Origin of the sequence: Enterococcus sp. FR204, from assembly GCF_031143325.1 — a bacterium.
Lineage (GTDB): Bacteria > Bacillota > Bacilli > Lactobacillales > Enterococcaceae > Enterococcus_B > Enterococcus_B faecium.
This window is the reverse complement of record NZ_JAKZIW010000005.1, coordinates 1-25,833: the sequence shown is the minus strand read 5'-3', so window position 1 is coordinate 25,833 and position 25,833 is coordinate 1. Positions and strand designations below refer to the sequence as shown.

General features: G+C 38.7%; 27 protein-coding genes. 2 read left to right on the top strand and 25 right to left on the bottom strand.

Features of this window, described 5'->3' with window-relative positions; genetic code table 11:
- Positions 1–7: 7 nt before the first annotated feature.
- The 8 genes from murG to RG571_RS02360 form a co-directional block, all read right to left on the bottom strand.
- On the bottom strand, positions 8–1,096 hold the full coding sequence (gene murG / locus RG571_RS02395; RefSeq protein ID WP_002339622.1) for an undecaprenyldiphospho-muramoylpentapeptide beta-N-acetylglucosaminyltransferase: 1,089 nt from the start codon (positions 1,094–1,096) through the stop codon (positions 8–10).
- 25 nt (positions 1,097–1,121) lie between these two features.
- A complete protein-coding gene (gene murD / locus RG571_RS02390) occupies positions 1,122–2,483 on the bottom strand; it encodes a UDP-N-acetylmuramoyl-L-alanine--D-glutamate ligase (protein ID WP_308947763.1) in 1,362 nt (453 codons plus the stop codon).
- A 13-nt stretch (positions 2,484–2,496) separates the two neighbouring features.
- Complete coding sequence (mraY, locus tag RG571_RS02385) at positions 2,497–3,459, bottom strand: phospho-N-acetylmuramoyl-pentapeptide-transferase (RefSeq protein WP_002286639.1); 963 nt, start codon at positions 3,457–3,459, stop codon at positions 2,497–2,499.
- A gap of 25 nt (positions 3,460–3,484) precedes the next feature.
- Positions 3,485–5,677, bottom strand: a complete 2,193-nt coding sequence (locus RG571_RS02380; RefSeq protein WP_002286640.1) for a penicillin-binding transpeptidase domain-containing protein — start codon at positions 5,675–5,677, stop codon at positions 3,485–3,487.
- Positions 5,678–6,079 (bottom strand): cell division protein FtsL, encoded by a 402-nt coding sequence (gene ftsL, locus RG571_RS02375; RefSeq protein WP_002294542.1) that lies wholly within the window; start codon positions 6,077–6,079, stop codon positions 5,678–5,680.
- Between the two features lie 4 nt (positions 6,080–6,083).
- Entirely contained in the window at positions 6,084–7,043 is a 960-nt protein-coding gene (gene rsmH / locus RG571_RS02370) for a 16S rRNA (cytosine(1402)-N(4))-methyltransferase RsmH (protein ID WP_002297994.1), read from the bottom strand.
- A gap of 20 nt (positions 7,044–7,063) precedes the next feature.
- Entirely contained in the window at positions 7,064–7,495 is a 432-nt protein-coding gene (gene mraZ / locus RG571_RS02365; protein WP_002339619.1) for a division/cell wall cluster transcriptional repressor MraZ, read from the bottom strand.
- A gap of 169 nt (positions 7,496–7,664) precedes the next feature.
- Complete coding sequence (locus RG571_RS02360) at positions 7,665–8,033, bottom strand: DUF3397 domain-containing protein (RefSeq protein WP_002286647.1); 369 nt, start codon at positions 8,031–8,033, stop codon at positions 7,665–7,667.
- 170 nt (positions 8,034–8,203) lie between these two features.
- Here RG571_RS02360 and RG571_RS02355 point away from each other — a divergent pair, with 170 nt between their 5' ends.
- Together RG571_RS02355 and RG571_RS02350 are read left to right on the top strand one after the other, a co-directional pair.
- A complete protein-coding gene (locus RG571_RS02355) occupies positions 8,204–9,160 on the top strand; it encodes a magnesium transporter CorA family protein (RefSeq protein ID WP_258430237.1) in 957 nt (318 codons plus the stop codon).
- A gap of 72 nt (positions 9,161–9,232) precedes the next feature.
- Positions 9,233–9,349, top strand: coding sequence for a DUF4044 domain-containing protein (locus RG571_RS02350; RefSeq protein ID WP_002291876.1), 117 nt, complete (start codon positions 9,233–9,235; stop codon positions 9,347–9,349).
- 54 nt (positions 9,350–9,403) lie between these two features.
- Here RG571_RS02350 and recN read toward each other — a convergent pair whose 3' ends face one another.
- The 17 genes from recN to RG571_RS02265 form a co-directional block, all read right to left on the bottom strand.
- Entirely contained in the window at positions 9,404–11,086 is a 1,683-nt protein-coding gene (gene recN / locus RG571_RS02345; protein ID WP_010723826.1) for a DNA repair protein RecN, read from the bottom strand.
- A 17-nt stretch (positions 11,087–11,103) separates the two neighbouring features.
- Positions 11,104–11,553, bottom strand: a complete 450-nt coding sequence (locus tag RG571_RS02340) for an arginine repressor (RefSeq protein WP_002286653.1) — start codon at positions 11,551–11,553, stop codon at positions 11,104–11,106.
- A gap of 106 nt (positions 11,554–11,659) precedes the next feature.
- Entirely contained in the window at positions 11,660–12,478 is an 819-nt protein-coding gene (locus tag RG571_RS02335) for a TlyA family RNA methyltransferase (protein ID WP_002286655.1), read from the bottom strand.
- 8 nt (positions 12,479–12,486) lie between these two features.
- Positions 12,487–13,377, bottom strand: a complete 891-nt coding sequence (locus tag RG571_RS02330) for a polyprenyl synthetase family protein (RefSeq protein WP_131774698.1) — start codon at positions 13,375–13,377, stop codon at positions 12,487–12,489.
- Between the two features lies 1 nt (position 13,378).
- Positions 13,379–13,603, bottom strand: a complete 225-nt coding sequence (locus RG571_RS02325; RefSeq protein WP_002286657.1) for an exodeoxyribonuclease VII small subunit — start codon at positions 13,601–13,603, stop codon at positions 13,379–13,381.
- Between the two features lie 4 nt (positions 13,604–13,607).
- Positions 13,608–14,945: an exodeoxyribonuclease VII large subunit gene (gene xseA, locus RG571_RS02320; RefSeq protein WP_002301369.1), complete on the bottom strand. Its 1,338-nt coding sequence runs from the start codon at positions 14,943–14,945 to the stop codon at positions 13,608–13,610.
- Positions 14,946–15,800, bottom strand: coding sequence for a bifunctional methylenetetrahydrofolate dehydrogenase/methenyltetrahydrofolate cyclohydrolase (locus RG571_RS02315; RefSeq protein WP_131774334.1), 855 nt, complete (start codon positions 15,798–15,800; stop codon positions 14,946–14,948). It abuts the gene before it with no gap.
- Positions 15,801–15,896: 96 nt separating this feature from the next.
- On the bottom strand, positions 15,897–16,346 hold the full coding sequence (gene nusB, locus RG571_RS02310; RefSeq protein WP_002286662.1) for a transcription antitermination factor NusB: 450 nt from the start codon (positions 16,344–16,346) through the stop codon (positions 15,897–15,899).
- Positions 16,339–16,764, bottom strand: coding sequence for an Asp23/Gls24 family envelope stress response protein (locus RG571_RS02305; protein WP_002286664.1), 426 nt, complete (start codon positions 16,762–16,764; stop codon positions 16,339–16,341). Before RG571_RS02305 ends, nusB begins: the two co-directional genes overlap by 8 nt.
- Before the next feature lie 246 nt (positions 16,765–17,010).
- Positions 17,011–18,075 (bottom strand): Xaa-Pro peptidase family protein, encoded by a 1,065-nt coding sequence (locus RG571_RS02300; protein ID WP_002286665.1) that lies wholly within the window; start codon positions 18,073–18,075, stop codon positions 17,011–17,013.
- A 171-nt stretch (positions 18,076–18,246) separates the two neighbouring features.
- Positions 18,247–18,492, bottom strand: coding sequence for a GlsB/YeaQ/YmgE family stress response membrane protein (locus RG571_RS02295; protein WP_002286666.1), 246 nt, complete (start codon positions 18,490–18,492; stop codon positions 18,247–18,249).
- A 138-nt stretch (positions 18,493–18,630) separates the two neighbouring features.
- On the bottom strand, positions 18,631–19,005 hold the full coding sequence (locus RG571_RS02290; RefSeq protein ID WP_002286668.1) for a DUF956 family protein: 375 nt from the start codon (positions 19,003–19,005) through the stop codon (positions 18,631–18,633).
- A gap of 82 nt (positions 19,006–19,087) precedes the next feature.
- Complete coding sequence (locus RG571_RS02285) at positions 19,088–20,002, bottom strand: PTS system mannose/fructose/sorbose family transporter subunit IID (protein WP_002286670.1); 915 nt, start codon at positions 20,000–20,002, stop codon at positions 19,088–19,090.
- Positions 20,003–20,022: 20 nt separating this feature from the next.
- On the bottom strand, positions 20,023–20,826 hold the full coding sequence (locus RG571_RS02280) for a PTS mannose/fructose/sorbose transporter subunit IIC (RefSeq protein WP_002294546.1): 804 nt from the start codon (positions 20,824–20,826) through the stop codon (positions 20,023–20,025).
- Between the two features lie 32 nt (positions 20,827–20,858).
- Complete coding sequence (locus tag RG571_RS02275; RefSeq protein WP_131774333.1) at positions 20,859–21,863, bottom strand: mannose/fructose/sorbose PTS transporter subunit IIB; 1,005 nt, start codon at positions 21,861–21,863, stop codon at positions 20,859–20,861.
- A 102-nt stretch (positions 21,864–21,965) separates the two neighbouring features.
- Complete coding sequence (locus RG571_RS02270) at positions 21,966–22,457, bottom strand: mannose/fructose/sorbose PTS transporter subunit IIB (protein ID WP_010723822.1); 492 nt, start codon at positions 22,455–22,457, stop codon at positions 21,966–21,968.
- A 190-nt stretch (positions 22,458–22,647) separates the two neighbouring features.
- A complete protein-coding gene (locus tag RG571_RS02265; RefSeq protein ID WP_195193422.1) occupies positions 22,648–25,455 on the bottom strand; it encodes a sigma 54-interacting transcriptional regulator in 2,808 nt (935 codons plus the stop codon).
- Positions 25,456–25,833 lie beyond the last annotated feature (378 nt).

The window sequence follows — 25,833 nt, the reverse complement described above, 5'->3', positions numbered from 1 at the left end:
ACCGCCTTTATTTTTTGATTATTTGTTTTACTAAGTCATAAAGACGTTTTGAAGCATCAGGGATTCCTTGTTCTTTAGAAGCTCGGCACATTTGCTTTTGCAATTCTTCATCACCCATGATTTCGTTGATTGTCTGACTTAGTGATTCACCTGTTAGTTCATTATCTGCAATCATTTTTGCTGCTCCTGCGTGAACAAGACTCATTGCATTTTTAGTCTGATGATCATTCGTAACATATGGGCTGGGAACCAACACTGCCGGTAACCCCAGAGCTGTGAATTCTGCGATCGAAGTTGCACCAGCACGCCCCACCAGCAGATCACTGGAAGCCATGACCTCTGCCATATTTTTGATATAAGGCTGGACACTAATATTTTGTATTTCAGGATTTATTTTATTTAGGATCTCTTCATAATATCTATCTCCTGAAGCATACAAAACTTGGTAAGAAGAAGGAATATATTCACTTAAAAAAACTGATACTGCTTGATTGATTTTAAGTGCTCCTTGACTACCGCCAAAAATCAAGACTGTTTTCTTTTCTGGATCCAAACCAAATGTTTTCAAAATATCTGATTTTTTAGTATTTGCTACTTCTTGTGCTCGAGGATTACCTACAAGAACTGCTTTGTTTTCAGGAAAAAAGGAAGCCGCATCTTTAAATGAAAGAGCGATCCGATCCACATATCGGCTTAAAAATTTATTGGTAACACCTGGTACACTGTTTTGTTCATGGATAATTGTTGGAATACCCATTTTGGCTGCAGCGTACACTACCGCTCCGGAAACATATCCTCCAGTACCGATAACGATATCTGGTTGAAAATCACTGAGGATTTTTTTTGCTTGACGGATACTCTTAAGAAACAATCGGACCGTCTTGATGTTATGCATGGAAATTTTTCGTTTAAATCCTTGAATCTCCAAGGTATGGAAAGGCATTCCTGTATCAGGGACGATTTTGTTTTCTAGACCTCGTTTTGCTCCCACATACATGAATTCAGCATTCGGTTCTTGAGTCTTTACATAATTGACAAAGGCAAGAGCTGGATAAATATGTCCCCCTGTTCCTCCGCCTGTAACCAAAATTTTCATTTTTTATCGCTCGCTTCTACTTTTTCTATTTTAATCGGTTCACAGCTTCCATGAATCTGTTTCCTCTAGTTTCAAAATTTGGGTATTGATCCCAGCTGGCATTCGCTGGTGATAATAAAACTACATCACCATCTGTACTGTTTTCTAATGCTAAAGGAACTGCTTGTTCTACAGAATCGGCTGTTACTATTGTCTCGATGCCTGCTTTTTTTCCAGCATCCATCAACTTTTCTTTTGTTTGGCCAAATACGACCATTGCTTTGATTCCTTTTAATGAAGGAATTAATTCATCAAATGTATTTCCTCTGTCTAATCCGCCAGCCAATAACACGACCTTAGACGTTTCAAATCCACTTAGAGCCATTTTAGTCGCTAAAATATTGGTTGCTTTTGAATCATTATAAAATTTTCTGCCTTGGATTTCTCCTACATATTGCGTACGATGTGGTAAGCCATGGAATAAATTCAACGTTTCTCGTATAGCTTCATTTGATATACCATACAATTTTGCTACAGAAATAGCAGCTAGTGCATTTTCTACATTATGCTTACCTGGTACGCCAAGTTCAGATATTTCCATTATTTTTTCTTTTTTATAGTATATTGAGTAATCGTCAGCATACACACTGTCTTCCAACACTTCTTTTGTCGAGAAAGGCAGTACACGTGCTTTTGTTCTTTGCGCTAATTCTTGTAGTTCTGACTGATTCCAGTTAAGGATCAGATAATCTTTTTCTGTCATGTTTTTTTGAAGGTTCCATTTAGCTTTGACATATTCTTTTCTTGTACCATGATAATCAATATGTGCTTCATAGATATTGGTAATCACCGCTATATGAGGGCGGAAATCTGTGATTCCCATGAGTTGAAAACTAGATAACTCCATCACGATTTTATCTTCTGGTTTCGCTTCTTGCGCGACACCACTTGCTGGATACCCAATATTTCCCGCTAAACGTGCAATTCCTTGATCTGCTCCTGCATTCAGTAGTAGTCCTGTCATCGTTGTTGTCGTTGTTTTTCCGTTCGTTCCTGTAATCCCAATAATTGGGCATTCCGCTACTTCGTAAGCTAGCTCAACTTCCGTAATTACCGGAATACCCATTTCTTGGGCTTTTGCTACTAAAGGATGACTGTAGGGAATCCCTGGATTTTTGACCATCAATGAAAATTCTTCATCCAACAATTCGATTGGATGACTACCTGTTATTACTTTTATCCCTAAAGAAAGCAGCTCTTGTGCTTCCGGATTTTCGTCAAAAGGTTTTCCATCATTAACGGTGACAAGTGCGCCCAATTCATGTAATAATTTGGCCGCGCTTACTCCGCTTTTTGCGAGTCCTAAGACAAGCACTTTCTTATTTTCATATGTTGATATTTTTTTCATTTCCCGTCATCTCCTACCAAACGATCCATAATGTGATCAACGAAGTCACAATGCTGATCAACCAAAAAACTGTATCAATCTTCCACTCCGACCATCCGCACATTTCAAAGTGATGATGAATTGGAGACATTTTAAAAATTCGTTTTCCTGTAAGCTTAAAGGAAGTAACTTGAAGCATCACACTTGCTGTTTCCATAACATAGATCAAACCAATCAAAAGCAATGTCCATTCTTGGTTTAGCATTATAGAAATTGCCGCTAAAAGTCCGCCCAACGCTAATGAACCGACATCTCCCATAAAAATCTTGGCAGGTTTTCTGTTGTAGACGAAGAAACCCAGTAAACCTCCTAAAACACTTAAGCAGATGATTAATACATCATACTGATGCTGATGCCAAGCAATTAGACCGTAAGCTGCAAAAGAGATACTTCCTAAGCCAGCAACTAATCCATCGATGCCATCTGTCAGGTTTACCGCATTTGAAAATCCAACAAGCCAGAAGAGAGCGAAAATACCATAAATGATTCCTAAAGGTAGATCTAGTCCGAAGAAATTCAATACACCTGGATAACCTTCAGAACGGTAAACAAGATAAAAGATGATTCCCCCTAGAATCTGTCCAATCAATTTCTGCTTCGAGTTCAGTCCCATGTTTCTTTTCTTGAATATTTTTATAAAATCATCAAGAAAGCCAATTACTCCGTATAACGCTAATACAAAAAGCAAGATGAAAAGAGTAGGAGTTAGCTGTTTTTGCCAAGCTCCAACCCAAATTCCTGTCAAAATAGAGCCGATCAGAAACACTAAGCCGCCCATTGTAGGAGTTCCGGCTTTGCTATTGTGCCACTTTGGTCCCTCCTCACGAATCGCCTGACCTTGCTTTTTCATTTGAAAGTAACCAATAAATAGCGGCATTGCGGCAATTGTCATTGCACAACTGCTGACAATGGGAATCAATGCTTGTGTCCATTCCATGCTCTTTTCTCTCCTATTTCTCTTCTTATTCTTCTAAAGTAAAACTAAGTTTGTCTTCAGTGATTTTTTCATATGGAGCAAGTTCTTGTTTGACACAATAACCATCTCCATCAAAACTAACTTCAATACCGAGGATTTTCCCCAGCTTCATGATATCTGCTTTTGACCATCCTGTTACGTCAGGCATCAGCTTATCACCACCAGTGTATAGGATCAGTTTTTCTCCAGAGATCAACTGATCACCGTTGGCAGTAGATTGTTTTTGTACTTTTTTACCATTACCGATCACTACAGGTTGCAGTCCACTTTTTTGAGCATCAGCTGCTGCAACGTCCGCTTCAAGATTACGATAATCGGCTACGGATACTTTTTCTGTTTTTGTTTCTGTATCTGAATCTTCTTCAGTTTCTTTAAAATCCATTGCCCGTTTCATCAATGGATTTGCGATTTTAGCCAAGGCCATTCGATCATATGTCTTAGGGTGTTTCATTGTTAGATACAAGACATAGTCTGGATCTTCAGAAGGAACCATCTCCACAATCGAATACAGGTAGGCTGTATCTCCTGTTTGATATCCCCCTGTATCAGAAGCGATTTGGGCTGTTCCTGTTTTTGCCGATACATTGTATCCAGGTACACTATATACACCATAAGCACTACCGTAGTTTTCGCTTTCGACAACATCTCTCATATATTCACGGACTTTTTCTGTTGTTTCTTTTGAAAAAGGTTGCCCTAGAACTTCTGTTTGAGTTGTTCGCTCTTCTCCAGTTTGGGGATCCACCACTTTGCTGATATATCGAGGTTGAATCATTGTACCGTTATTAGCAATAGAAGTGAAAGCTTTCATCATTTGGAAATTCGTCACACCTACCGCTTGTCCATAAGCACTCATTGCTCGGTCGACAATATTTGATGTAGGTAAAGCACCGTTTACTTCATCATCTAGTCCAGAATGAGTACTTTGTCCAAATCCTAGTTTTTGTAAATAGTTATACCATCGTCCGCCTAATCGCTGTTCCAATATGACCATCCCGACGTTACTTGACCATGAAAGAGCTTGACGCATGGTCAGCACACCTTTTTCACCAAAGTCATGGTCATTGATCGTAGCATCTTCTACTTGGATTTTTCCAGATTGGAAGGTTTCATTCTCGTTGAATTCTCCTTCTTCGATAGCAGCTGCAGTAGTGAAAACTTTCATGGTTGATCCTGGTTCATAACTATCTTGTACCAAGAAATTACGCCAGATAGCATCTTTTCCAGTCAATCCTTCCATTGTTTCAGGATTGAAAGTAGGTCGTTGTCCCATTGCCAAGATTTCTCCGGTTTTTGCTTTCATCAGGACTGCTGTCAATTCTTCTGGCTGATATTCTTCATTTACTTGATCCATCAGTGTTTCTAAATAACTTTGTAGTCTGCTGTCTAAAGTCGTGTAGATATCTTGTCCGTCGACAGCTTTTTCTTCTTCTGCCACTGTACCTGGCAGAGGATTTTGAAAATTATCTTTTTGATAAATAATCTTACCATCTTTACCGCTCAAGATATCATTGTAAGCAGACTCCAAACCTAGTTTACCAACTAAGCCATTCTCATCTTTGTCTGGAACTGCGTATCCAATAAAATGAGAAGAAAAGACGCCATTTGGATACATCCGAGCCTGATGGTCGACAAAGTAAAGACCAGCGACACCTTCTTTTTTCATGTCCGCTTCGATGTTTTGCTTGGTTTCTTGGGAGATATTTTTCCCATAGCTACCAAATTCAACTTGATACAGCTCTTTTTTTGCGCCGTCTTCTAAAATATTCAGTGCATCTTTTTTGTCTATAGAAAGATTCTTATGCAGGATTTCTGCTATTTTATCAAAATTCTTTTCTTCAACATACAGTTTTTTATCCCCAGAGGTATATGTTTTTGAGAGTATCGCTTTAATTGAATAAGAGGAGGCATCTTCTGCGAGCGCCACACCGTTACGATCATAAATCGTTCCTCTTTTTGCTTTTACTACTTCACTTCCTTGGTACAACTGTTTTGTTTTTTCAGCTAATGAGGTACCAGCAACATGACCTCCAATAACGATATACGAGAAACGGACGGCAAATAAAAAGAACAATCCAATACTCGTAGCAAATAAAATGATACCTACTTTTTTGCGATTGTTCATCGGATTTAGATTTTTCTTTTCCATAAACCGCCGAATTTTATTTTTAAGACTCATTTACTTCACTTTCCTTAAATTGTCGTCATTAATAGACAATCCTTTTTCTTCTGCGATTTGTTTAATCCGTTCAGTACGAGAAAGTTCGTTTTTTTCTTGTTCTAAACTCGTTTTTTCTTGCTTTTTATCATTGATTTCTGTTTGTATTGACGTGATTTCTTTTTCAGCTCCGCTGATATTTGTGCGCAGCATAACTGTTAAAACACATAAAGCAACAATAGCAATCGCCACGCTTGCCACAGCAATTTTTTCCAAAGCAGAAATCTGCTTCAATCGTTTTGCCGGTGATTGTGGAAGAATGATTTCTTGATTCGAAGAAGAATCAGGCATTTGTTGTTCTGGCTGATCCACCAATTCAGGTAAATCATATTCGTAATCTTGCATTTTCTTTAATTCTGCCATCATTCTACTCCTCTTTCATTCTTATTTTTTCTGCAATACGTAACTTTGCACTGCGTGATCGATTGTTTTCTGCTAGCTCTTCCTCTGAAGGAAGGATTGGTTTACGAGTAATGACTTTCAGTTCTGGTTGGAATTCGTCAGGTATGACAGGAAGTCCCGGTGGTAGATCTTGTACCGTACTATATTCTTTAAACATACTTTTGACAATTCTGTCTTCCAATGAATGGAATGTGATTACGCTGATTCTTCCATTGACTTTCAATAACCGGATTGCCTGTTCTAAAGAGGCCTCTTCGGCACCGAGTTCGTCATTTACTGCAATCCGCACAGCTTGAAAAATTCTTTTTGCAGGATGCCCGCCTTTTCTTCTTGCGGGAGCTGGGATGACTTGTTTAATGATTTCGACAAGCTCACCAGTTGTTTGGATTGGTTTTGTTTTTCGTACTCGTTCGATTTCACGAGCAATTTGTTTGGAAAATTTCTCCTCGCCATAGCGGAAGAAAATCTTTACTAATTCATGGTAGGAATATTCATTAATTACGTGATAAGCGGATAAAGGAGCTGACTGATCCATGCGCATATCCAACGGTGCATCTTGATGATAACTAAATCCACGTTCTGCTTCATCTAGCTGAGGAGAGGAAACCCCTAGATCATACAAAATGCCGTCTACCTTATCTACATGCTCACTCAAGCGTTCTTCTAATTCTCTGAAATTCGCTTTGATAAATGTGACCATACCTTGTTCGACATAAGAAGCTAAACGCAGCTTGGCGTGATCGATTGCTTTTTGATCTTGGTCAAACGCATACAGATGCCCTTTAGAACTTAGTTGGCTTAATAAATATTCACTATGTCCGGCACCGCCGAGTGTACAGTCTACATAAACGCCATCCGGTTTGATGTTCAATCCATCTACCGTTTCTTTCAACATGACTGTATAGTGTTGAAATGTTTCAGTCATTAGTCAGCCTCTTCCTATTCTTATAGTCCGAAATCAATCATACTTTCAGCAATTTCGTCAAAGTTCTCTTCTGCTCCTGCAGAAAAATCTTGCCATCGTGTCTCATCCCAAATTTCAATTCGGTTAGATACACCGATGACTACGCAACCTTTTGTCAAAGCTGCATAATTTCTTAACGTGCTGGGTATATTGATTCGTCCTTGTTTATCAAGTTCGCATTCAGTGGCAGCCGAATAGAAGAATCGCACAAAAGTACGTGCGTCTTTTTTAGCCAACGGCATTTCGTTCAGTTTAGCTTCCAGATTTTTCCATTCGCTCATCGGATAGCCGAAAAGACAGCCATCCAATCCGCGTGTCAGAACAAACTTTTCGCCAAGTTCTTCACGAAGTTTTGAGGGCACGATTAAACGTCCTTTTGCATCAATATTATGTTGGAATTCACCCATCAACATTGAAAGCCCCCCATTCCTCCACTAACTAAAATTAGTCTACCACAATCCCCCACTTTCTACCACCTTTTCTGGGAAATCCGGGAACAACTTTTTTTATTCATAAACATTTTTTTAAAAATCAAGCTGCAAAAAGCCTTTTAAAAGACTTTTTACAGCTTTTCTATTTTTTTCATAGGTAAGAAAGTATGTTCACAATGATCAAGACAGCGTACAAGACGATTGTCAACAGAAAAACCAAACGCCAAGTCATCTTGAAATAACGCGGATAAATAATTTCTTCATAATAATATGCTTGAAAAACAGCAATACAAATTCCCATTAGCAAAACAGAAATAAAGAAAAACGGCAAGATAGAAATTGTCCCTGTATTTCTAGACAATGCATGCATACCGCCCCACAAAAAAGGAATCGCCAAATCAGGGGCTTTTATTTTAAAACGACGATTTAACGAAAATAATTTTACAAGAAATTGGCAACCAAACAAAACGATTACCGGGTAAATATACCAAAACAAGATAAGTGGTGTGAATGTGCCCATGAACGTAAACTCCTTTTTTATCGTTGCTTCAAGTATACTGTATATACTTTACACAACTGTTTCATTTTATTTAAATTTATGCAGTTATATTCTATATCTTACAAACACATTCCATGTATTCCAATTCCCTATCCGTTATAATAAAAGAAACAGGCAACAGGAGGAAAATCATGATCAAATATTTTACATTAGATAATGAGAAACTGCGTAATACCGGAAAGGAAACTGACCAAACGATCTGGTATTGTGTAGAACGTCCTAATCAAGAAGAGATTCATCAGCTGACACATCAATTTGAAATTCCGTCAGATTACATCACTTCCATATTGGACGATGCAGAAAATTCCCGTACAGAAGAATTCAATCAATCAAAGTTGACAAAGCCAGCGTTATTATTGTTACAATATCCTTTTGCTAAAACAAGTCCTAGCGGTTATTTTCAAGTGGATACATACCCGCTCTCTATTATTTTGACGCCCAAAAAGAAGCTTATCACAATTACGAATCATGAACCACTGTTTTTAAAGAAAGTCTTTAGCCAGACCTTTCCAAAAAGTGATATTTCGCCTAATCTCAATATCTTCTTTCAATTCATTTGGCAGGTCACACTCTCTTACAACAGTTATTTAGCTACGCTTCAATCTCAATGCGATACTTTGGAAGCCAAACTTCAAGTATCCACTGAAAACAAACAACTTTATCAAATCATGGATATCCAAAAAAGCCTCGTTTATTTCAGAGAAGCGACTTCTGCTAATTTAGATGCATTGAAAGAACTAGCGCAAAATAAACTTTTCCAAGAAAATCATGCTTTGAAAAATCATTTACGTGATGTATTGGTGGAAACAGAGCAGGCAATGACTACTTCTCGCATTCAATTAAAACTAGTAGAACAAATGAATCAGACTTTTTCAGCAATCGTATCGAATAATCTGAATAATATTATGAAAATTTTAACTTCTTTAACGATTATTTTAACTATACCGACAATCGTCGGCAGTATCTATGGAATGAACATTAAGTTACCTATTGCTGAAAGGGATGATGCCTTTATATGGCTAGTTCTATTAACATTATTTATTTGTATCGTAACTACCTATTATTTAAAAAAAGGGGAGTTTTTATAAAAAAGCCCTCTTGTGGAAATGGCAAAAAGATTGTACACTTGAATCAACTAATTAATGACGAGGTTGAAAACAATGCGTGAAAAAAAACAAACAAGTACTTTTGCTAAAGTAACAAAATTTGTCATTTGGACAATGCTGATTTTAACGATTGGATCTGTTGTATTGACTGCTGTAATGAGTGTCATGTAAAAATAAAATATAGCTATCAGCTGCTGAAAAGGACCTGAACCACTGCGAGGTGGCTCAGGTCCTTTTTGCGAGTTTCAATAGTTCTTTTGCATGTTCGAGTGTGAGTTTTGTAATCTCACTTCCAGCCAGCATACGTGCAATTTCTTCTTCTCTTTCTTTTGTTTTCAACTCTGAAACAGAAGTTTGCGTACGTCCATCAATCACTGCTTTCACAATATAATATTGATAGTCGGCGACTGCAGCAACTTGAGGCAGATGAGTGATGCACAAAACTTGAGAGTATTTCGATATTTGAGAAATTTTATCTGCGATGGCTTGTGCAACTCTTCCGCTCACACCTGTATCCACTTCATCAAAAATAATACTTGTCACACCTTGCTCAGAAGAAAAAATAGTTTTCAAAGCAAGCAACATCCGAGACAGTTCGCCACCAGAAGCGACTTTCACCAAAGGCTTCAGTGGCTCTCCTGGATTGGTCGTAATGTAAAATTCGATTTGGTCAAATCCATCATGATTCAATTGTCTATTTTCTTCTTTTAAGAAACGTACCTCAAACTCAGTGTTTTCCATATACAGACTTTTCAATTCATGCAGAATGGATTTTTCCAATTCTTTTGCGATTTTTTTACGCGCTTCATGAAGATCTGCGGCTTGTTGCTGAAGTAGAAGCTCTTTTTGCTCTAGTTCCGCTTTCATTTTGTCCAATTGACCTTCTGAAAAATCAGAAGAAGCTAGCTCTTCGGTGATTTCGTCATAGTAAGCCAATATTGACTCAATGGATTCGCCGTATTTACGTTTCAACTGTCGGATTAATTCTAAACGTTGCGTCACTTCTTCTAAACGACTCTCATCTAACTCCAATAAATCAATCTGACGACTCATATCGCCGATTGCATCTTGCAGCAAATAGTAAGCACTTTGGATATTTTCATAAATTGCTTCATACTCCACATCTAGATGGGCGATCCCTTGCAGTTCTGAAACGGCCAAGCCAACACCATCTACACTGTTTTGTTCATTATTCGTCAGTGCTCCGTAACCTGCAGCTAATCCATCAGCGATTTTTTGATAATTGCTAAGTTTTTCTCTTTCTTCTTTTAATTTCTCTTCTTCTCCGACTTGCAAATCAGCAGCAGCTATTTCTTCTTGCTGGAAATGGAGCATATCTATTCTCTGAACATAGGATTTTTCATTTTGCTGCACTTTTCGTACCCTTTTTTCCAGCTCACGATAAGAGATATATTCTTGCTGATAACTCTTTTTCTTCTGTTGGAAAGCTACATCTCCAAAACGATCCAATAAAGCAAGATGTGATTCAGGCTGGAGCAGTTCCTGATGTTCGTTTTGTCCTTGGATATCTACTAAATAACTGCCGATTCTTCTTAAATTAGCTAATGTGATGATATGACCATTCACTCGACAAACATTTTTTCCAGTTAAGGACATATCCCGTCGAACAATCAGATTGTCCTCATCTGTTTCGATCCCTAATTCAACCATCAGTTCAGAGAATCCTTCTTGTTTTGGTAGTTCAAACAACCCTTCAAGCACACATTTTTCTGCTCCTTGACGTATATAATCGCTTGAACCTCTTCCTCCTGCTAACAGACCTAAAGCATCGATAATAATGGATTTACCCGCACCAGTCTCTCCGGTCAGCGCGGTCATTCCTTCGTGAAAAGAAAGCCGCAATTCCGGAATAATCGCAAAGTTAGTAATACTGATTTCTTGTAGCATCACATTCGCTCCTCAACTTAAAGGTAATGCAGGAAGTCTTTCTTCAATAAAACTGCCTGGTCTTCAGTTCGTGTAATCATCAAAACATTATCGTCATCATTGATAATCGAAAATAATTCTTTCTTGTAACGTTTATCAATCAAATTTGCTGCTGCCGAAGCATTTCCCGGCAATGTTTTCAAAATAACAAATTTTTCCATTTGGTCAACTGCCACGAAAGCGTCTTTTAATAGTTTTTCCAATTTAGTATTTACATCTTCGTTTGTTTCAGCTGGTATGCTATAACGGTAGCCGCCATCTGAAGCCGGTACCTTGATCAGTTTCAGTTCCTTTATATCTCTGGAAATCGTAGCTTGAGTAACAGATATTCCTTTGCTTTTCAGGATTTCAACAAATTCTTCCTGCTTTCGGATATCTTGCTCACTCAACAATCGAGTAATCAAACGATGCCGATCTTTTTTTCTCATTACGTCTTCGCTCCTTAGCATATTCTTCTTAATCAATGATAGCTTATTTCCTTGGTATAATAAAGAAGAATCCGCATACTTCTCACTTGATTTTCACAGTTACAATTTATTTATGGTCAAACTGTTCGTGTGCATTTGAAACCACTTCTGCCATATTAATAGCTGAATTGATTGTTCCGCTTTCGGGTACTTTCCTCAAGTGAGCCAAGAACTCGATATTTCCTTCTCCCCCCGTGATCGGAGAATAACTTAATTCCAGCACATCATATCCACCTTGTGCCGCAAATGACAAAATGTCTTCTAAAACTTTTTGATGGGTCTGAGGGTCACGAACAATTCCGTTTTTCCCTACAGCTTCTCTGCCTGCTTCGAATTGGGGTTTGATTAAAGCAATCACTTCTCCCTCTTCTTTTAAAATAGCATGTAATGGAGGCAGCATCAGTTTTAGTGAAATAAAAGAAACATCGATAACAGCAACTTCTGGAATTCCTAAGGTAAAGTCTTCGGGTTTTGCATAACGAAAATTCACTCTTTCCATTACGACGACTCTAGGATCTTGTCTTATTTTCCAAGCTAGCTGATTGTAGCCAACGTCTAAAGCATAACTCATTTTTGCGCCATTTTGCAAAGCTGCATCAGTAAATCCGCCAGTGGATGCACCAATATCTAACAATGTTTTTCCTTCAACAGATAGATCAAATGCTTTGAGTGCTTTTTCTAATTTTAATCCCCCCCGAGAAACATAAGGAAGTTTTTTACCTTTGACTCTTAATTCACTACTCACTGGAATTTTTTCTCCCGGTTTATCAAACCGCTCGTTTTTTTCGTTGTAAATCAAACCAGCCATCACTGAACGTTTGGCTTGTTCTCTTGTTTCAAATAATCCTTGTTTGACCGCTAATACATCTACGCGTTCTTTTTCCATTCTTTCCCTCATTTCTCCACATCAAATTGCTTGATCATCTGGCGCATCAGCCCGCCATTAAAAGAAAAAACGTCCTCTTCTAATTTGTCTATGATCTTGTTGGCGGATAACAGTTCAATCTCCAACGCCTCACGTGTCTTTTCTAGGCCTAATAAACGCGGGTAAGTATTTTTTTCCATACGTTCATCTTTACCAGCTGTTTTCCCTAATGTTTTCGTTGTACCAATCACATCGAGTAGATCATCTCTTATCTGAAAAGCCAAACCTAAATGTTCGGCTAATCGTTGAAGTAGCAATATGATTTCTTCAGGTTGCTTCGCTAATATGCCACCAGCCAGCAAGGCATAACGAATCAAATGCCCTGTCTTTCTTTCATGAATAAATGCTAATTCTTCTAAAGAAAGCTTTTTCGATTCGCTCTCGATATCTGCAGCTTGCCCAGCAACCATACCTTGTGATCCCGCACAAACAGCTAATTGCTGAAGCAGCAGAAGCTTAGGAGAATTACCTAAGTGTGCCATACTGATTAGCTGGAACGCTCCTGTAAGCAAACCATCTCCGGCCAATATAGCTAATGCTTCGCCGAATACTTTATGATTGGTAGGTTTTCCTCTACGAAGATCATCATTGTCCATCGCAGGCAAATCATCGTGGATCAAGGAATACGTATGCACCATTTCTAAAGCAGCTGCTACTTGATAGACGGGAACATCAATAGGCTCATCAAAGGAAGCAACGGCCGTTAAAAGTAATAAGGGACGTATTCTTTTCCCGCCTGCTTTCACTGAATAACTCATCGCATCATAGAGTCCTCTATCCGTTGTATGCTCATCTAAAAAAGACAAGATTTCTTTTTCTACAGCAGGTAGATGAATAGCTGAAAAGTCAGTTAATCTCATCTCAGCTTTCCTCGTTTCCGTCAAAATCAACTTCTTCATTTGATTCTGTCATCATTTTCGTCAAGGTCTCTTCTGCTTTAGCTAATGTATCTTGGCAATGTTTGCTTAATTCCATTCCTCGTTTAAACGAATCTAGAGCTGATTCTAATGGAACGTCTCCTTGTTCTAACTGCATGACAATTTTTTCTAATTCTTGCAGTGACTCTTCAAAAGTTGGATTTTCCATATTTTTATTCTCCTTTGTCTATCTCTTGTACTTGTCCTTTAACGATTCCATCTTGATAATGGATCGTCAGCAAATCCCCTTGATGAATCTCGGAGACACTTTTTACTACTTGATCATTTAACGTCGTATAGCTGTAGCCTCTTCCCATGATTTTCAATGGACTCAACAAATCAAGAGATTGAACAGCTTGAGCAAAACGCTGCTGCTGTTGTTTCATATATTGTTGGATTTTCTCTTCTAAGCGTTTTTCTAGATAAGCAGTTTCTTGGCGAGCTGCTTTAACTCGATAAAGCGGAGCCACTTGTTCCAATTGGTGGCTTAATGCGATCGTTTGTTTTTCTTTCGCATGATAAATTTGCTGTGTAGCTTGATATAATCGCTGTTTCAACTGGTCTAATTTGATGGTCTGACCTTCATACAATCTTTCAGGCTGCCGAAATACATAGGAACGTCGAGCACGCTCGAACCGTTCTTGTTTGCGCTGGATCTGGCGTACAAACGCCTGCTGCAATCTAGCTTGCCGTTCTTGAATGCGCATCAACTCTTCTGACAAAACAGGAACAGCTAATTCTGCAGCTGCTGTTGGAGTGGCAGCCCGAACATCTGCTACTAAATCAGCGATCGTGGTATCTGTTTCATGTCCTACAGATGAAATCACCGGCGTATTAGCTTGATAAATCGCCCGAGCAACCCGCTCTTCATTAAACGGCCATAAATCCTCAATCGAACCACCCCCACGACCGATGATCATTGTATCGAAATTGCCCATCTCTTCTACTCTCTGGATATTCCTGACAACATTGTCCGCTGCTTGGTTTCCTTGTACAACTGTTGGGAACAAAACCAATTGGACAATTGGATATCTTCTTTTCACCGTCGTGATGATATCGCGGATAACCGCTCCGCTTGGACTGGTAAGGACCGCGATTCGCTTTGGGAAACGTGGCAGCATTTTTTTAGGCCCTTGAAAAAGGCCTTCCTTCATCAGCTTTTCTTTTCGTTCTTCCAATTCTTGATATAAAGCACCTATTCCATCAGGCTCCATGTGCTCTACATAGATTTGATAAGAACCTCCCGCTTCATATAATGAAATACGCCCAACGACAAGGACTTTCATTCCTTCTTTTGGCTGGAATCGTAATTTTTGGAATGCTCCTTTGAACATAATAGCAGATATTTTTGCATGGTCATCTTTTAAGCTGAAATATTGATGGGCATTGGCACGTAAACGGAAATTCGAGATTTCGCCTGTTAAATATACGCGTTCTAAATAAGGATCGGCATCAAATTTACGTTTCAAATACCTCGTTAATGTAGTGACAGTTAAATATTCTTGTGCCATCTATTCACCTGCTCCAAAAGCTTCGGCAGATTTTACGGCTTGATACATCAGCATCGTGATGGTCATTGGCCCTACGCCCTTTGGCACAGGGGTGATCCAGCCTGCAACAGGCTCCACTTCATCAAATTTCACATCACCGATCAGCTTACCGTTAGTATCACGGTTCATCCCTACATCTATCACTACAGCACCTGGTTTTACGAATTCTTTTGTGACAAAATGTCCACGTCCTATTGCTACGACTAAAATATCTGCTTCTTGTGCCAGTTCAGCCAGATTTTCGGTTTTAGAATGAGCAACAGTAACAGTTGCATCTGCCATCAAGAGTAGCTGAGCCATCGGTTTACCGACGATATTGCTTCGTCCGATAACTACTGCTCGTTTACCCGCCGGATCGATAGAATAAGCTTCAAACATTTTCATGATGCCGTATGGAGTACAAGGAATCTTGTCCGGTTTACCCGCAAGGAGTTTGCCTAAATTCATCGGATGAAAACCGTCTACGTCTTTTTCAGGGCGGATAGCTAACAGGATCTTTTCTTCATCTATATGCTTTGGCAATGGTAATTGGACCAATATACCATGAAAACTAGGATCTTGATTGTATTTTTCAATTTCTGCAAGTAGTTCGTCTTCAGAAATCGTCTCAGGATAACGCTCTACCAATGAATGGATTCCGATTTCTTTTGCTACACGTTCTTTATTTCTTACATAGATTTGGCTGGCTGGATTTTCCCCTACCAATAAAACGACTAATCCGGGATGGATACCATTATCTTTCAATTTTTGGATTTTTTCAGCAATCTCTGCCTGCATTTTTTCAGCTAATTCTTTTCCGTTAATCAATTCTGCCATCTAACCACTCCCAGATATTTTTTGTGTTTTCATTCTACCATAGAATTTTCCCGATTTATAACAGGTTTATGATGATTCATAGAAAAAAGCTAGGACTTACGCCCCAGCTTCTAATTCTTTCAATACATTGGATAAAACACCGTTGACGAATTTACGTGAACGGTCATCACTAAATGTTTTTGCCAACTCGATTGCTTCATTTAAAGCAACAGCCGCTGGTACATCTGTCACATAAGTCATTTCAAAAATCGCGATACGCAAGATCACCAAATCCATTTTTGAGATCCGATTGATGTGCCAATTGTTTTTCAAATGTTTTTCAATCACTTTATCCAATTCATCTTTTTTTGCACAGACACCGCCAACTAGCGTATCAAGATAAACAGGAACAAACTCTGATTCATCTTCGTTGATCATGTCGCGGTGGTCTAATTCGATTGCGTTGAAAATCGCATCTTCTTTTGTTAGGTCTGCATTGAAGTCTAATGGAAATAAAGCCTGCAATGCCATTTCCCGAATCTCGTGTCTTGATAATTCTTTATTCATTCTCTTCCTCTTCGTCTTCAAAAAGTTCTTCGATTGTTGGTTGTTCTAATTTTTCAGGAACAACAGCTACTACATGGATATTGACTTCAGATAAATCGATATCCGTCATGAAAAGGACTTGCTGGCTGACCCGTTCCTGCATTTCCATTGCTACTTTAGGAACTGAAACACCATATTCTAGATAACAGTAAAGATCTACTTTCAAGCCATCTTCCTCGTTTGCTAAGTAAACACCTTTTCCGTGAGCTGCACGTCCTAATAATTCAGTGACATTGCTGGCAAAAGTTCCGCGCATTCCGTATACGCCTTCTACTTTAGAAGCTGCAATCCCGATAATTACTTCGATGACTTCAGGAGCGATCACGATCTCTCCTAAATCTTGGTTTGCGTTTAAAATCAAATTTTTTTCATCTGCCATTTATTTATTCCTCCCTTTGCCTAAGCACGAGATACATCCGAATTCTCTATGATGCGGCTATAGTGATCACGTGGTAAGAAAACTGCCGCCGATCAGCTGCAAACTGCTATGAATTGGAGAAAACACCCAACTTTATTATCTCTTACAGCTTAAAAGTTCTTCTATAGTGTATCATTAAATCGAGTGATTTTCTATAACAAAGTCTGTGAACACTGATTTTTACGCTTACTTCTTCTATTGATGAAACTATAAGATGATCAATTCTTTTGGTGAACGAGTCAACACACGATTTCCATCTTCTGTGATCAACAAGTCATCCTCAATACGTACTCCACCGATTCCTGGTAAGTAGATCCCTGGTTCATCAGTGATCACATTTCCTGGTACAAATTGCTTTTCTGCACGAGAAGAAACGTTTGGTCCTTCGTGGATCTCTAGACCGATCCCATGTCCTGTAGAATGTCCAAATGCTTCCCCGTAACCATGTTTTGAAATATAATCTCTAGCAACTGCGTCTAATTGGACACCAGTCATTCCTGGTTTTGCAGCATCAATAACTGCTAATTGAGCATCTAAGACTATTTGATAAATTTCTTTTAATTTTTCCCCAGGATCACCAATAGCGAATGTACGTGTCATATCGGAAACGTACCCTTCGTAATAGCAACCAAAGTCCAATGTGATCAAGTCGCCTTGTTCGATGATTTTTTTGCTTGCTACACCATGCGGCATAGCCGAACGCAATCCGCTAGCAACGATCGTATCAAAAGAAACACCTGAAGCGCCAAGAGAACGCATATAAAAGTCTAGTTGATTTGCGACTTCAATCTCAGTCATGCCCGGTTGGATCATTTTCAGGATGTGATCATATGCCATATCCGCAATATGACATGCTTTTTCGATAATAGCGATTTCTTCTTCATCTTTCACTTCTCTGAGTTCTTCGATCATCTGTGAAACAGGTACTAATTCCGCATCGATGATTTCTTCTAAAACCGAATATTCTAAAAATGAGACTGTTGTTTCCTCAAAGGCTAATGAGTGCAGTTCTTCTTTGCGTACTAAGTTTGCTACCTCATCAAAAATAGGTCCGACATTTTTAATAATTTCAAACCCTTGAGCCTGCGCTGCCGCCTGCTCGGTATAACGAAAATCAGTAATAAAAAATGCTTTTTCCAAAGTAATAACAGCTAATCCTGTCGTACCTGTAAAGTTCGTTAAGTAACGAAGATTGTACGGACTGGTAACCAAAAATGAATCCAAATTTTCTTCTTGCATTTTTTTGCGCAATTTTTCTACACGTAGCATCATAATGAAACTCCCTCTTTCTTTGCACGCTTTTTTCTATTATAGCAAACTTTTCTTCGTACACGACAGTTAAATAAAAATTTCCGGAAAACTTCTTTTTCTTTTAAATAAATAAAGCCAAAAAGGAGTCACAGTCTCGCTGCAACTCCTTTTAGTTTACTATTTTGTAAAAACTTATGATCGTTTTCCAAAGAAAAATGAGACAACTGCTACCAAAATCACTGCGCCTAAAATAGATGGAATAAGTGCCATACCTGCAGCTTTTGGTCCCCATTCGCCGAAAATCGCTTGTCCAATACTTGAACCGACTAGTCCAGCAATGATATTCGTTACACAGCCCATCGAATTTCCTTTACTGGTGATTGCACCTGCAATTGCTCCGATCACGGCTCCAACAATCAATGTCCATAACCAACTCATAATATAACCTCCTTCTTTGCTAATCAATTTTAGCATATGGGATTTAAAGGGGACAAATAATTGGTTTTGCTATTTCATATTTTCTTCTGCAAAGTAAAAAAATAAAGAAAACCTCCTCTTAGAAGTTTTCTTTATTTTTTACTTGCGTTTAAACATACTACGAATACCACGTTTCACTACATCAAAGAAACTCAATGATTGGACCATTCTATCTTCATCTACATATTCTCTGATCGCACGAAGTACTTTTTTAGGTTCTTTGGAAGAAAATGTATATGTACCATTTTTTTTCGTTTGAATGGCATATCGAGGAATCCATTTTCCCTTTAGCATGACTGATGCTAGTACATAATCCACTTCTTCCCATGGAATTTGGATATATTTGCGTCTATCTCGCGCATGGTAAAACTCAAAACCATTATCACCTATCATGATTTGCCCGTAATCTGTCAGACCCGTAAACGAAGTAGCATCAATTACCAAGTCTACTTTTGTATTGATTGATTGAACCATTTTCTCCCTCCAGATATTTGTTTATGAACAGTATACTATATAAAAAAAGCTCGGGACAACGCCCGAGCTATATTTTTATGGATTATAAAAGTCCGATGACGTGTCCAACAACACCGACTACGAATAAACCAAGGATGATAACGATTGGAGAAACCTTTTTCTTAAGCAACCACATACATAACAATGTTAACCCTAATGCAGCTAAACCAGGAATCAATTGGTCTAAGTTGTCTTGTAATGTTGTTACCTTTTCAGGAGAAAGGGCTAAGCCATTATTAACTTGTTCAAATGCACTCTTGATTCCTTCACCACCTGAAGGCAATTTATCCCATTCGATGTAAGCACCTTTATCTAATTTTACAGTTGATACAACTGGTAAGAATTTGATTGATACCCATCTTTGTACCAGGGCAGCTAATACGAACATCCCTAAAATTGAAGCACCTTTTGTTACGTCTTGTAACAATCCGCCAGAAAGGTCATCAGTAATTTTAGAACCAGCTTTGTAGCCAAATTCTTGTGTATACCACATGAATGCCCAACGAATAATGTTCCAACCTAAGAAGAAGATGATTGGTCCAAGGATATTTCCTCCCATAGCTAATGAAGCACCTAGTGCACCTAGCATTGGACGTACTGTAAACCAGAACACTGGGTCACCAACGCCAGCTAAAGGACCCATCATACCTACTTTAACCCCTTGAATCGCTACATCATCAACAGGCGCGCCATTCGCACGTTCTTCTTCCAGTGCCAATGTAACCCCTAAAATTGGAGAAGCAATGTATGGGTGTGTATTAAAGAATTCCAAGTGACGTTTTAATGCTGCAGAACGTTCTTCTTTTGTTTTGTATAATTTTTTGATTGCTGGAATCATAGAAAATGCCCAGCCACCGTTTTGCATACGTTCGTAGTTCCATGAACCTTGAATGAAGGTAGAGCGCCACGCAACAGCTAAACGATCTTTTTTTGATAATTTGATTTTTTCTTCTGCCATTTTATTTTCCTCCTTCAAGATTAATAGTCATTCAAAATGTCGCCTAAAGGGTCACCAGAGTTGCTTCCGCCTCCATTATTTGATGAACCACCCATTTTAGAAAGGTTCAAGTAAATAAGAGCTAATGCAACACCTAAAGCACCTAGAGCAATCAATGTTAATTGAGAAATTGCAGCTACAACGAAACCAATAACGAAGAATGGCCATACTTCTTTTGTAGCCATCATGTTGATTACCAAAGCGTAACCCACAGCTACGACCATTCCCCCACCGATAGCCATACCATCTGTTAACCATGCTGGCATTGATTCAAGGAATGATTGCACAGTTTGTGCTGGGATAAATAGCAACGCTGCTGCTGGGACCGCGATACGAACCCCTTGTAAACATACAGCAATGATGTGCCACATTTCAACCTTACGGATGTTTCCTTCTTCAGCAGCCGCATCCATCAAATGAACGATTGGAACAGCGATTGTACGTACGATCATTGTTAAGAACAACCCTGCAACAGCCAAAGGAACGGCAATCGCGATCGCAGAAGGAACACCTTTAACACCTTGTCCACCTAAAACTAAAATAATTGCTGATGCTACTGATGCTAATGCAGCATCTGGTGCTACAGCGGCACCGATATTTGCCCAACCTAAAGCGATCATTTGAAGCGTACCGCCAAGTACGATACCAGCTTCGAGGTTACCGGTAACTAAACCGATCAATGTACACGCCACTAGTGGTTGATGAAATTGAAATTCATCAAGAATACCTTCCATACCAGCTAGAAAGGCAACTAATACGACTAAAATTATTGAAATAATAGACATGATAAGCCTCCTATAAATTTTAATATTATTTATTACGCTTTTGCTAATTCAGCTTTTGCTAATTCAGCTTTTGCTTTTTTCAAAATATCATCCATGTTATCGCGTGAATCATTAGGTACTTTACGTACATCGAATTTCACACCTTTTTGTTTAAGCTTCTCAAACGCTTCAACATCTTCTTGTCCCATAGACAATACTTTACTTACAACGACTTTACCAACCGAATGCGCCATTGATCCAACATTTAATTCTTTGATGTCCACGCCACCTTCAACAGCTGTCAATACGTCTTCAGGATTTTCAAATAAAAGCAATGCTTTGGTATTTCCAAAACGAGGGTCTTTTGCCACTTCGATCATTTTGCTAATAGGAATAACATTTGCTTTTACACCTGGAGGAGCAGCTTGTTCGATTAGTCTCTTACGCAGATCATCCTTTGATACTGCATCTGAAACAACGATAATACGGTTTGGTTGCACTGCTTTTGTCCAAGCTGTCGCAACTTGTCCATGTAACAGACGTGAGTCAACACGTGCTAATACAATATCGATTTTCCCGTCTCCGACCACAGTTCCTTCTGGAAGTGCTCCTTTAGGTTGTGCGTCTTCAACTGCTGCTTTCGGTGCTTCTGCCGGTTCTAATTCTTCCGGTTTTACTTTTACACCGTCTTTTGCTGTTTCAATAATGTGTGCTGCAATTTTATGAGCAGATTCCATTGAAAAGCGTGATGCGTAGGCTTCAATCAACATTGGTAAATTCAAACCGCTGACGATTGCCCATTTATCTTTGTGCTCTTCGAATAATGTGTTTGATTGATTGAACGGTGTTCCGCCCCATAAATCAACTAAGAATAACACTTCGTCTTGATTATCAAAAGAAGCAACCGCTTCTTCCAATTTGGCTCTCAAGTCATCTGGACCTTCACTTGGTTTCAAAATCACTGCTTTGACGTTTTCTTGTTCGCCAAAGATCATTGAACCGGATTGTAAGATTCCTTCAGCAAATTGTCCATGACTTGCTAGGATAATCCCTACCATATTTATACCTCCTATTTACTTTTGTTGTAACAAATTCAAAAATATTAATAATTGCTAACCATTACAACAGAATTATTTGACCTTTTCCAACAACCATTCTTGCTACACCTTTTTGATTTTCGCTAGTAGTTCCATCAAAAGGATTTTCCTGTCAGCAGGTACTTTTCGAATCTCTAACTCCACTTCTTGACTGTTCAAGTAACGAAAGGAATCAATATCTTGTTGATTTACTGAAACAAAATTGGTAATCATTGATTTGCCTTCAGTAAAACTCATACCGCCGATATTCAACGACTTCAACTGTACACCGCAGCGGACAACCGCTGCAACATCTTGGGGATTGGTGAATAAAAGCATCACTTTTGCTCGTGATAATAATCCACTATGATAGATTTGAATCATTTTCTGCACGGTTATTACATTTGCTGTGATCCCCGGCGGTGCAGCTTCTTTTAGTAGAAACTTTCTCAATTTATCTTGAGCGACTACATCGCTGATCACAATGATACGTTCAACACCTGTTTGCTTCGACCAAACTGTTGCGACTTGCCCGTGGATTAAACGATCATCTATACGTGCCAATCGAATATCCATCTGCAAAACTCCTTCTTCCTCACTACTTCACAGAAACCCCTATCATTTCTGTGTGAACAACCACCTCCTAGCACACACTACTATAAGCAAAAAGCGTGCCAACTTTTTTACGATACACTAATTGAATTTAAAGGATTCTTAACCAATACACAAAACCGATACACTATAAAAGTGTATCGGTTTTGTGTATTCATGGCACAGTGTATTCTTTTTTATCTAACTGATTATGGACTAGACGTAGCAGATAATACATTTCTTCTATCGGCACTTTTACTTTTATCTGATCTTCCAACAGAACAACTGAGGCTGCCAATTGGCTATAAAGAGGATCATTCGTTGTATTTGTCAATTCGTTTTCTTCCACAGTCAATGGTTCATTCCGAATAATACGTTCGATCATTCCTGCTGTGTGCATCACTAGGTTGATTTTGAATCCATATTCTTCATCGCCGATTCCCGTCGTCTGAGAGATTTGTGTAGAAAATTGCCACATTGGATCGATTAACTTACTACCATTAATAAAGATGAAGTTATCAGAGATAAACTCAACACACGTATTTTTAGCTGACTCTTCATCTAGGGAGATGAATTCAGTTTCCTCCAATTCTGATTCCATCAGCAACTGATCCAAAATGACTTCGATATTTTGATCAATAAAACGTTCTAAAGGAATAAATGGGGCTTGGATATTCAAATCAGTAATCCCAGTAGTAGCTATGATCTGATATTCTTTTTGGATAACTGGCAGTTCTTCTTTCACTTTCACAATCGACAAAGCTAGAACTTCTAATTCTGTTTCTTGACGCTTGTTTACCGCTCGTTCGATCAATTCTTTGATTCTTTGTGCTGTACCTTCGCCAGATGCGCAGATAGCCAAAACAGCTTTTTTCTTATGAATAGGTTTTGCTTCCTGAACAGATTCTACAGAAGATATTTCTGCGTAACCTCGAAAATTTTTCAATGATTCATGCAACATATCTAGATCTGTCCCTAATACTGAGACCTTTCGTACAGTTTCCAAAACTAGAGAAGTTGTTACCATATCAACAGTACGTACTGGAATCCCAGTGTCTCTTTGAATTTGCGAATTAAACGACGCAAGGGACCCCATATCTACTAAGAGTATGACCCCGCTTCCTTCATCTACTTCTTGTACATTGCGTTCAATTCGGTCCAATGCTGTTTTCGGATCCATATCCAAAGGCATGTCTACTGCTCGTACGTTCTCTGCATCTAACAACTGTTGGACAACTTGGACCATACTGCTTGCTGTGCTGTTTCCGTGAGCTGCAACGACTACACCGATTCTGCCGCTTGCTTGATTTGCCCGTAACGAGACGAGTAGAACGGTCAAGTAATAGTCTTCACTTTCTGGAATCTCCACTTGAAAATACGTTTCGATATAACTACGCACTTCTTTCGCAACAGCATATTCATCTGGAAAATCAAAAGCCATCTCACGGATGTTATCATTCGTATGCCGTTCTTCTCCTAAGTTGATTTTTTTCAAAAAAGAACTGATATGCAAGCTCATAGCATAAATAAAGTTTTGCTGAAACTCATATGGTAAAGATCTTTTGACCATTACATAAATCTGATTGGTCACTTCTATGATTTTCGGATCTACAAATTCTGCTAATTTGCTGTCTGCATTAAAAGAAAAACCATGGTCTTTATAGAAAGACTTCAGATGGATGTTGATATCTGTAGAAATGAAATGATTGATTGCTTCTTGATCCAAACCATCCGACTTCAGTAAAGCTGCTTTATCTCCGATGATATCATATAGATTATAAGGTAACTCATAGGAGTCCGATTGGATTTTCATGATCGTATCATTTGGTGCTACAGTTATCTTTGGCTCCAATATTTTAGAAAGCTCTGCCATTGCACTGCGGTTGCTTGCTAATTGAATCAATCCGCTACGAATCCCTTCTGTCAAATCATCGATTGTGATCGAGATTTCGGGTGATTGCATATGATTTAGAAATCCTCGTGCACATACTAACTGGATATTTGACTTCAATTGTCCTATATTTCCATAGGTCACACTGCCGATCAATGCTTTTGCTACATCTTCTGTCAAAGAAATCTTTCGCTGCGTGCGGTTTGCTTCGTGGGCAATCATGATTTTTACTAAATCGACTTTCTCATTTGCAGGACGTTTTTCAAAAGCCGGAAGTTTGATATTGATTGGGATACGCCGAACAAAAGTTTCTAATAGAGAAGAACCTGGGTCTTCTGTGGTCGCACCTACGATCCGTACATTTGCTTCATGGGATTTCGTTGTTTCCCCAAGACGACTGTAAGTTCCATGATCCATAAAGTAAAAGATCATTTCTTGACCTTCAGGCGGCAACCGGTGAATCTCATCCAAAAACAGCATACCGCCATCCGCTTGATCGATAATCCCCATTTTTTCTTCATCTGCGCCTGTAAAAGCACCTTTTGCGTACCCAAATAAATGACTCATCAAAAGCTCAGGGTTATTGGCATAATCAGCACAATTGAAAACAATCAGTTCCGTTTCCTCATCTATTACATGATGCGCTTTTGCAAAATGATACATCGCGTGTGCAAAATAAGTCTTTCCTGATCCGGTAGGTCCTGTAATCAAACAATTTAATCCTCTTGGCGGATACAAAATCGCAGCTTTTGCCTGTTCCACTGAATTTTTCATGCTGCCGTTAGCTCCAATGATTTTTGCAAAGATATCCTTAGTATCTATTTGGAGTGTATTTTTTTCTTCAGAGACCGGCGTTTCTTTGTAACTGACTACATGTTTTGTAACTGGCTTTACGTGCGTAACGAGTGTTTGATATATGTAACGTACTGGTCGTCCGTCTGTCTTTATCAGTTTCCCTTCGCGCACTAGCTGATTCAGATCTTTACTGCTATTTGTTCGCTGAATCCCTAACACTTCAGCAATTTCCTGTGTTGTTACTCCTTGATCATATTCTGCCTTTGTTAAATGAGCGGTTTTTTCTTTGACATACATATAAATTCGGTCAATGCGTTTTGCCAATGGTATCGCTCCTTTTCTATAGACTGTTGTACTTAGGCTTCAAAACATAATACTATGTATTTATTTCTGTTTCGTCAACTATTTACCTGATTTTGTTTTGTTGATAACACGCGGATAGATAGAAATGTTCAATTTAAAAGAACGAAAAATCCCGATACGATTTTTATAATGGAAACAAGAAAAAGAACACTGTTTACCATATATTTATTTCACTGATAGCAAACAATATAGCTTCCATCAATTGAAAACGATAGTTATCAAAACATTCTGATTACAAGATGGCAAAAAAATATTAAGTGTAAAAAGACAAAGTAAACTTCGTAGCCTCCACTACAACTTTTATTTTTATAA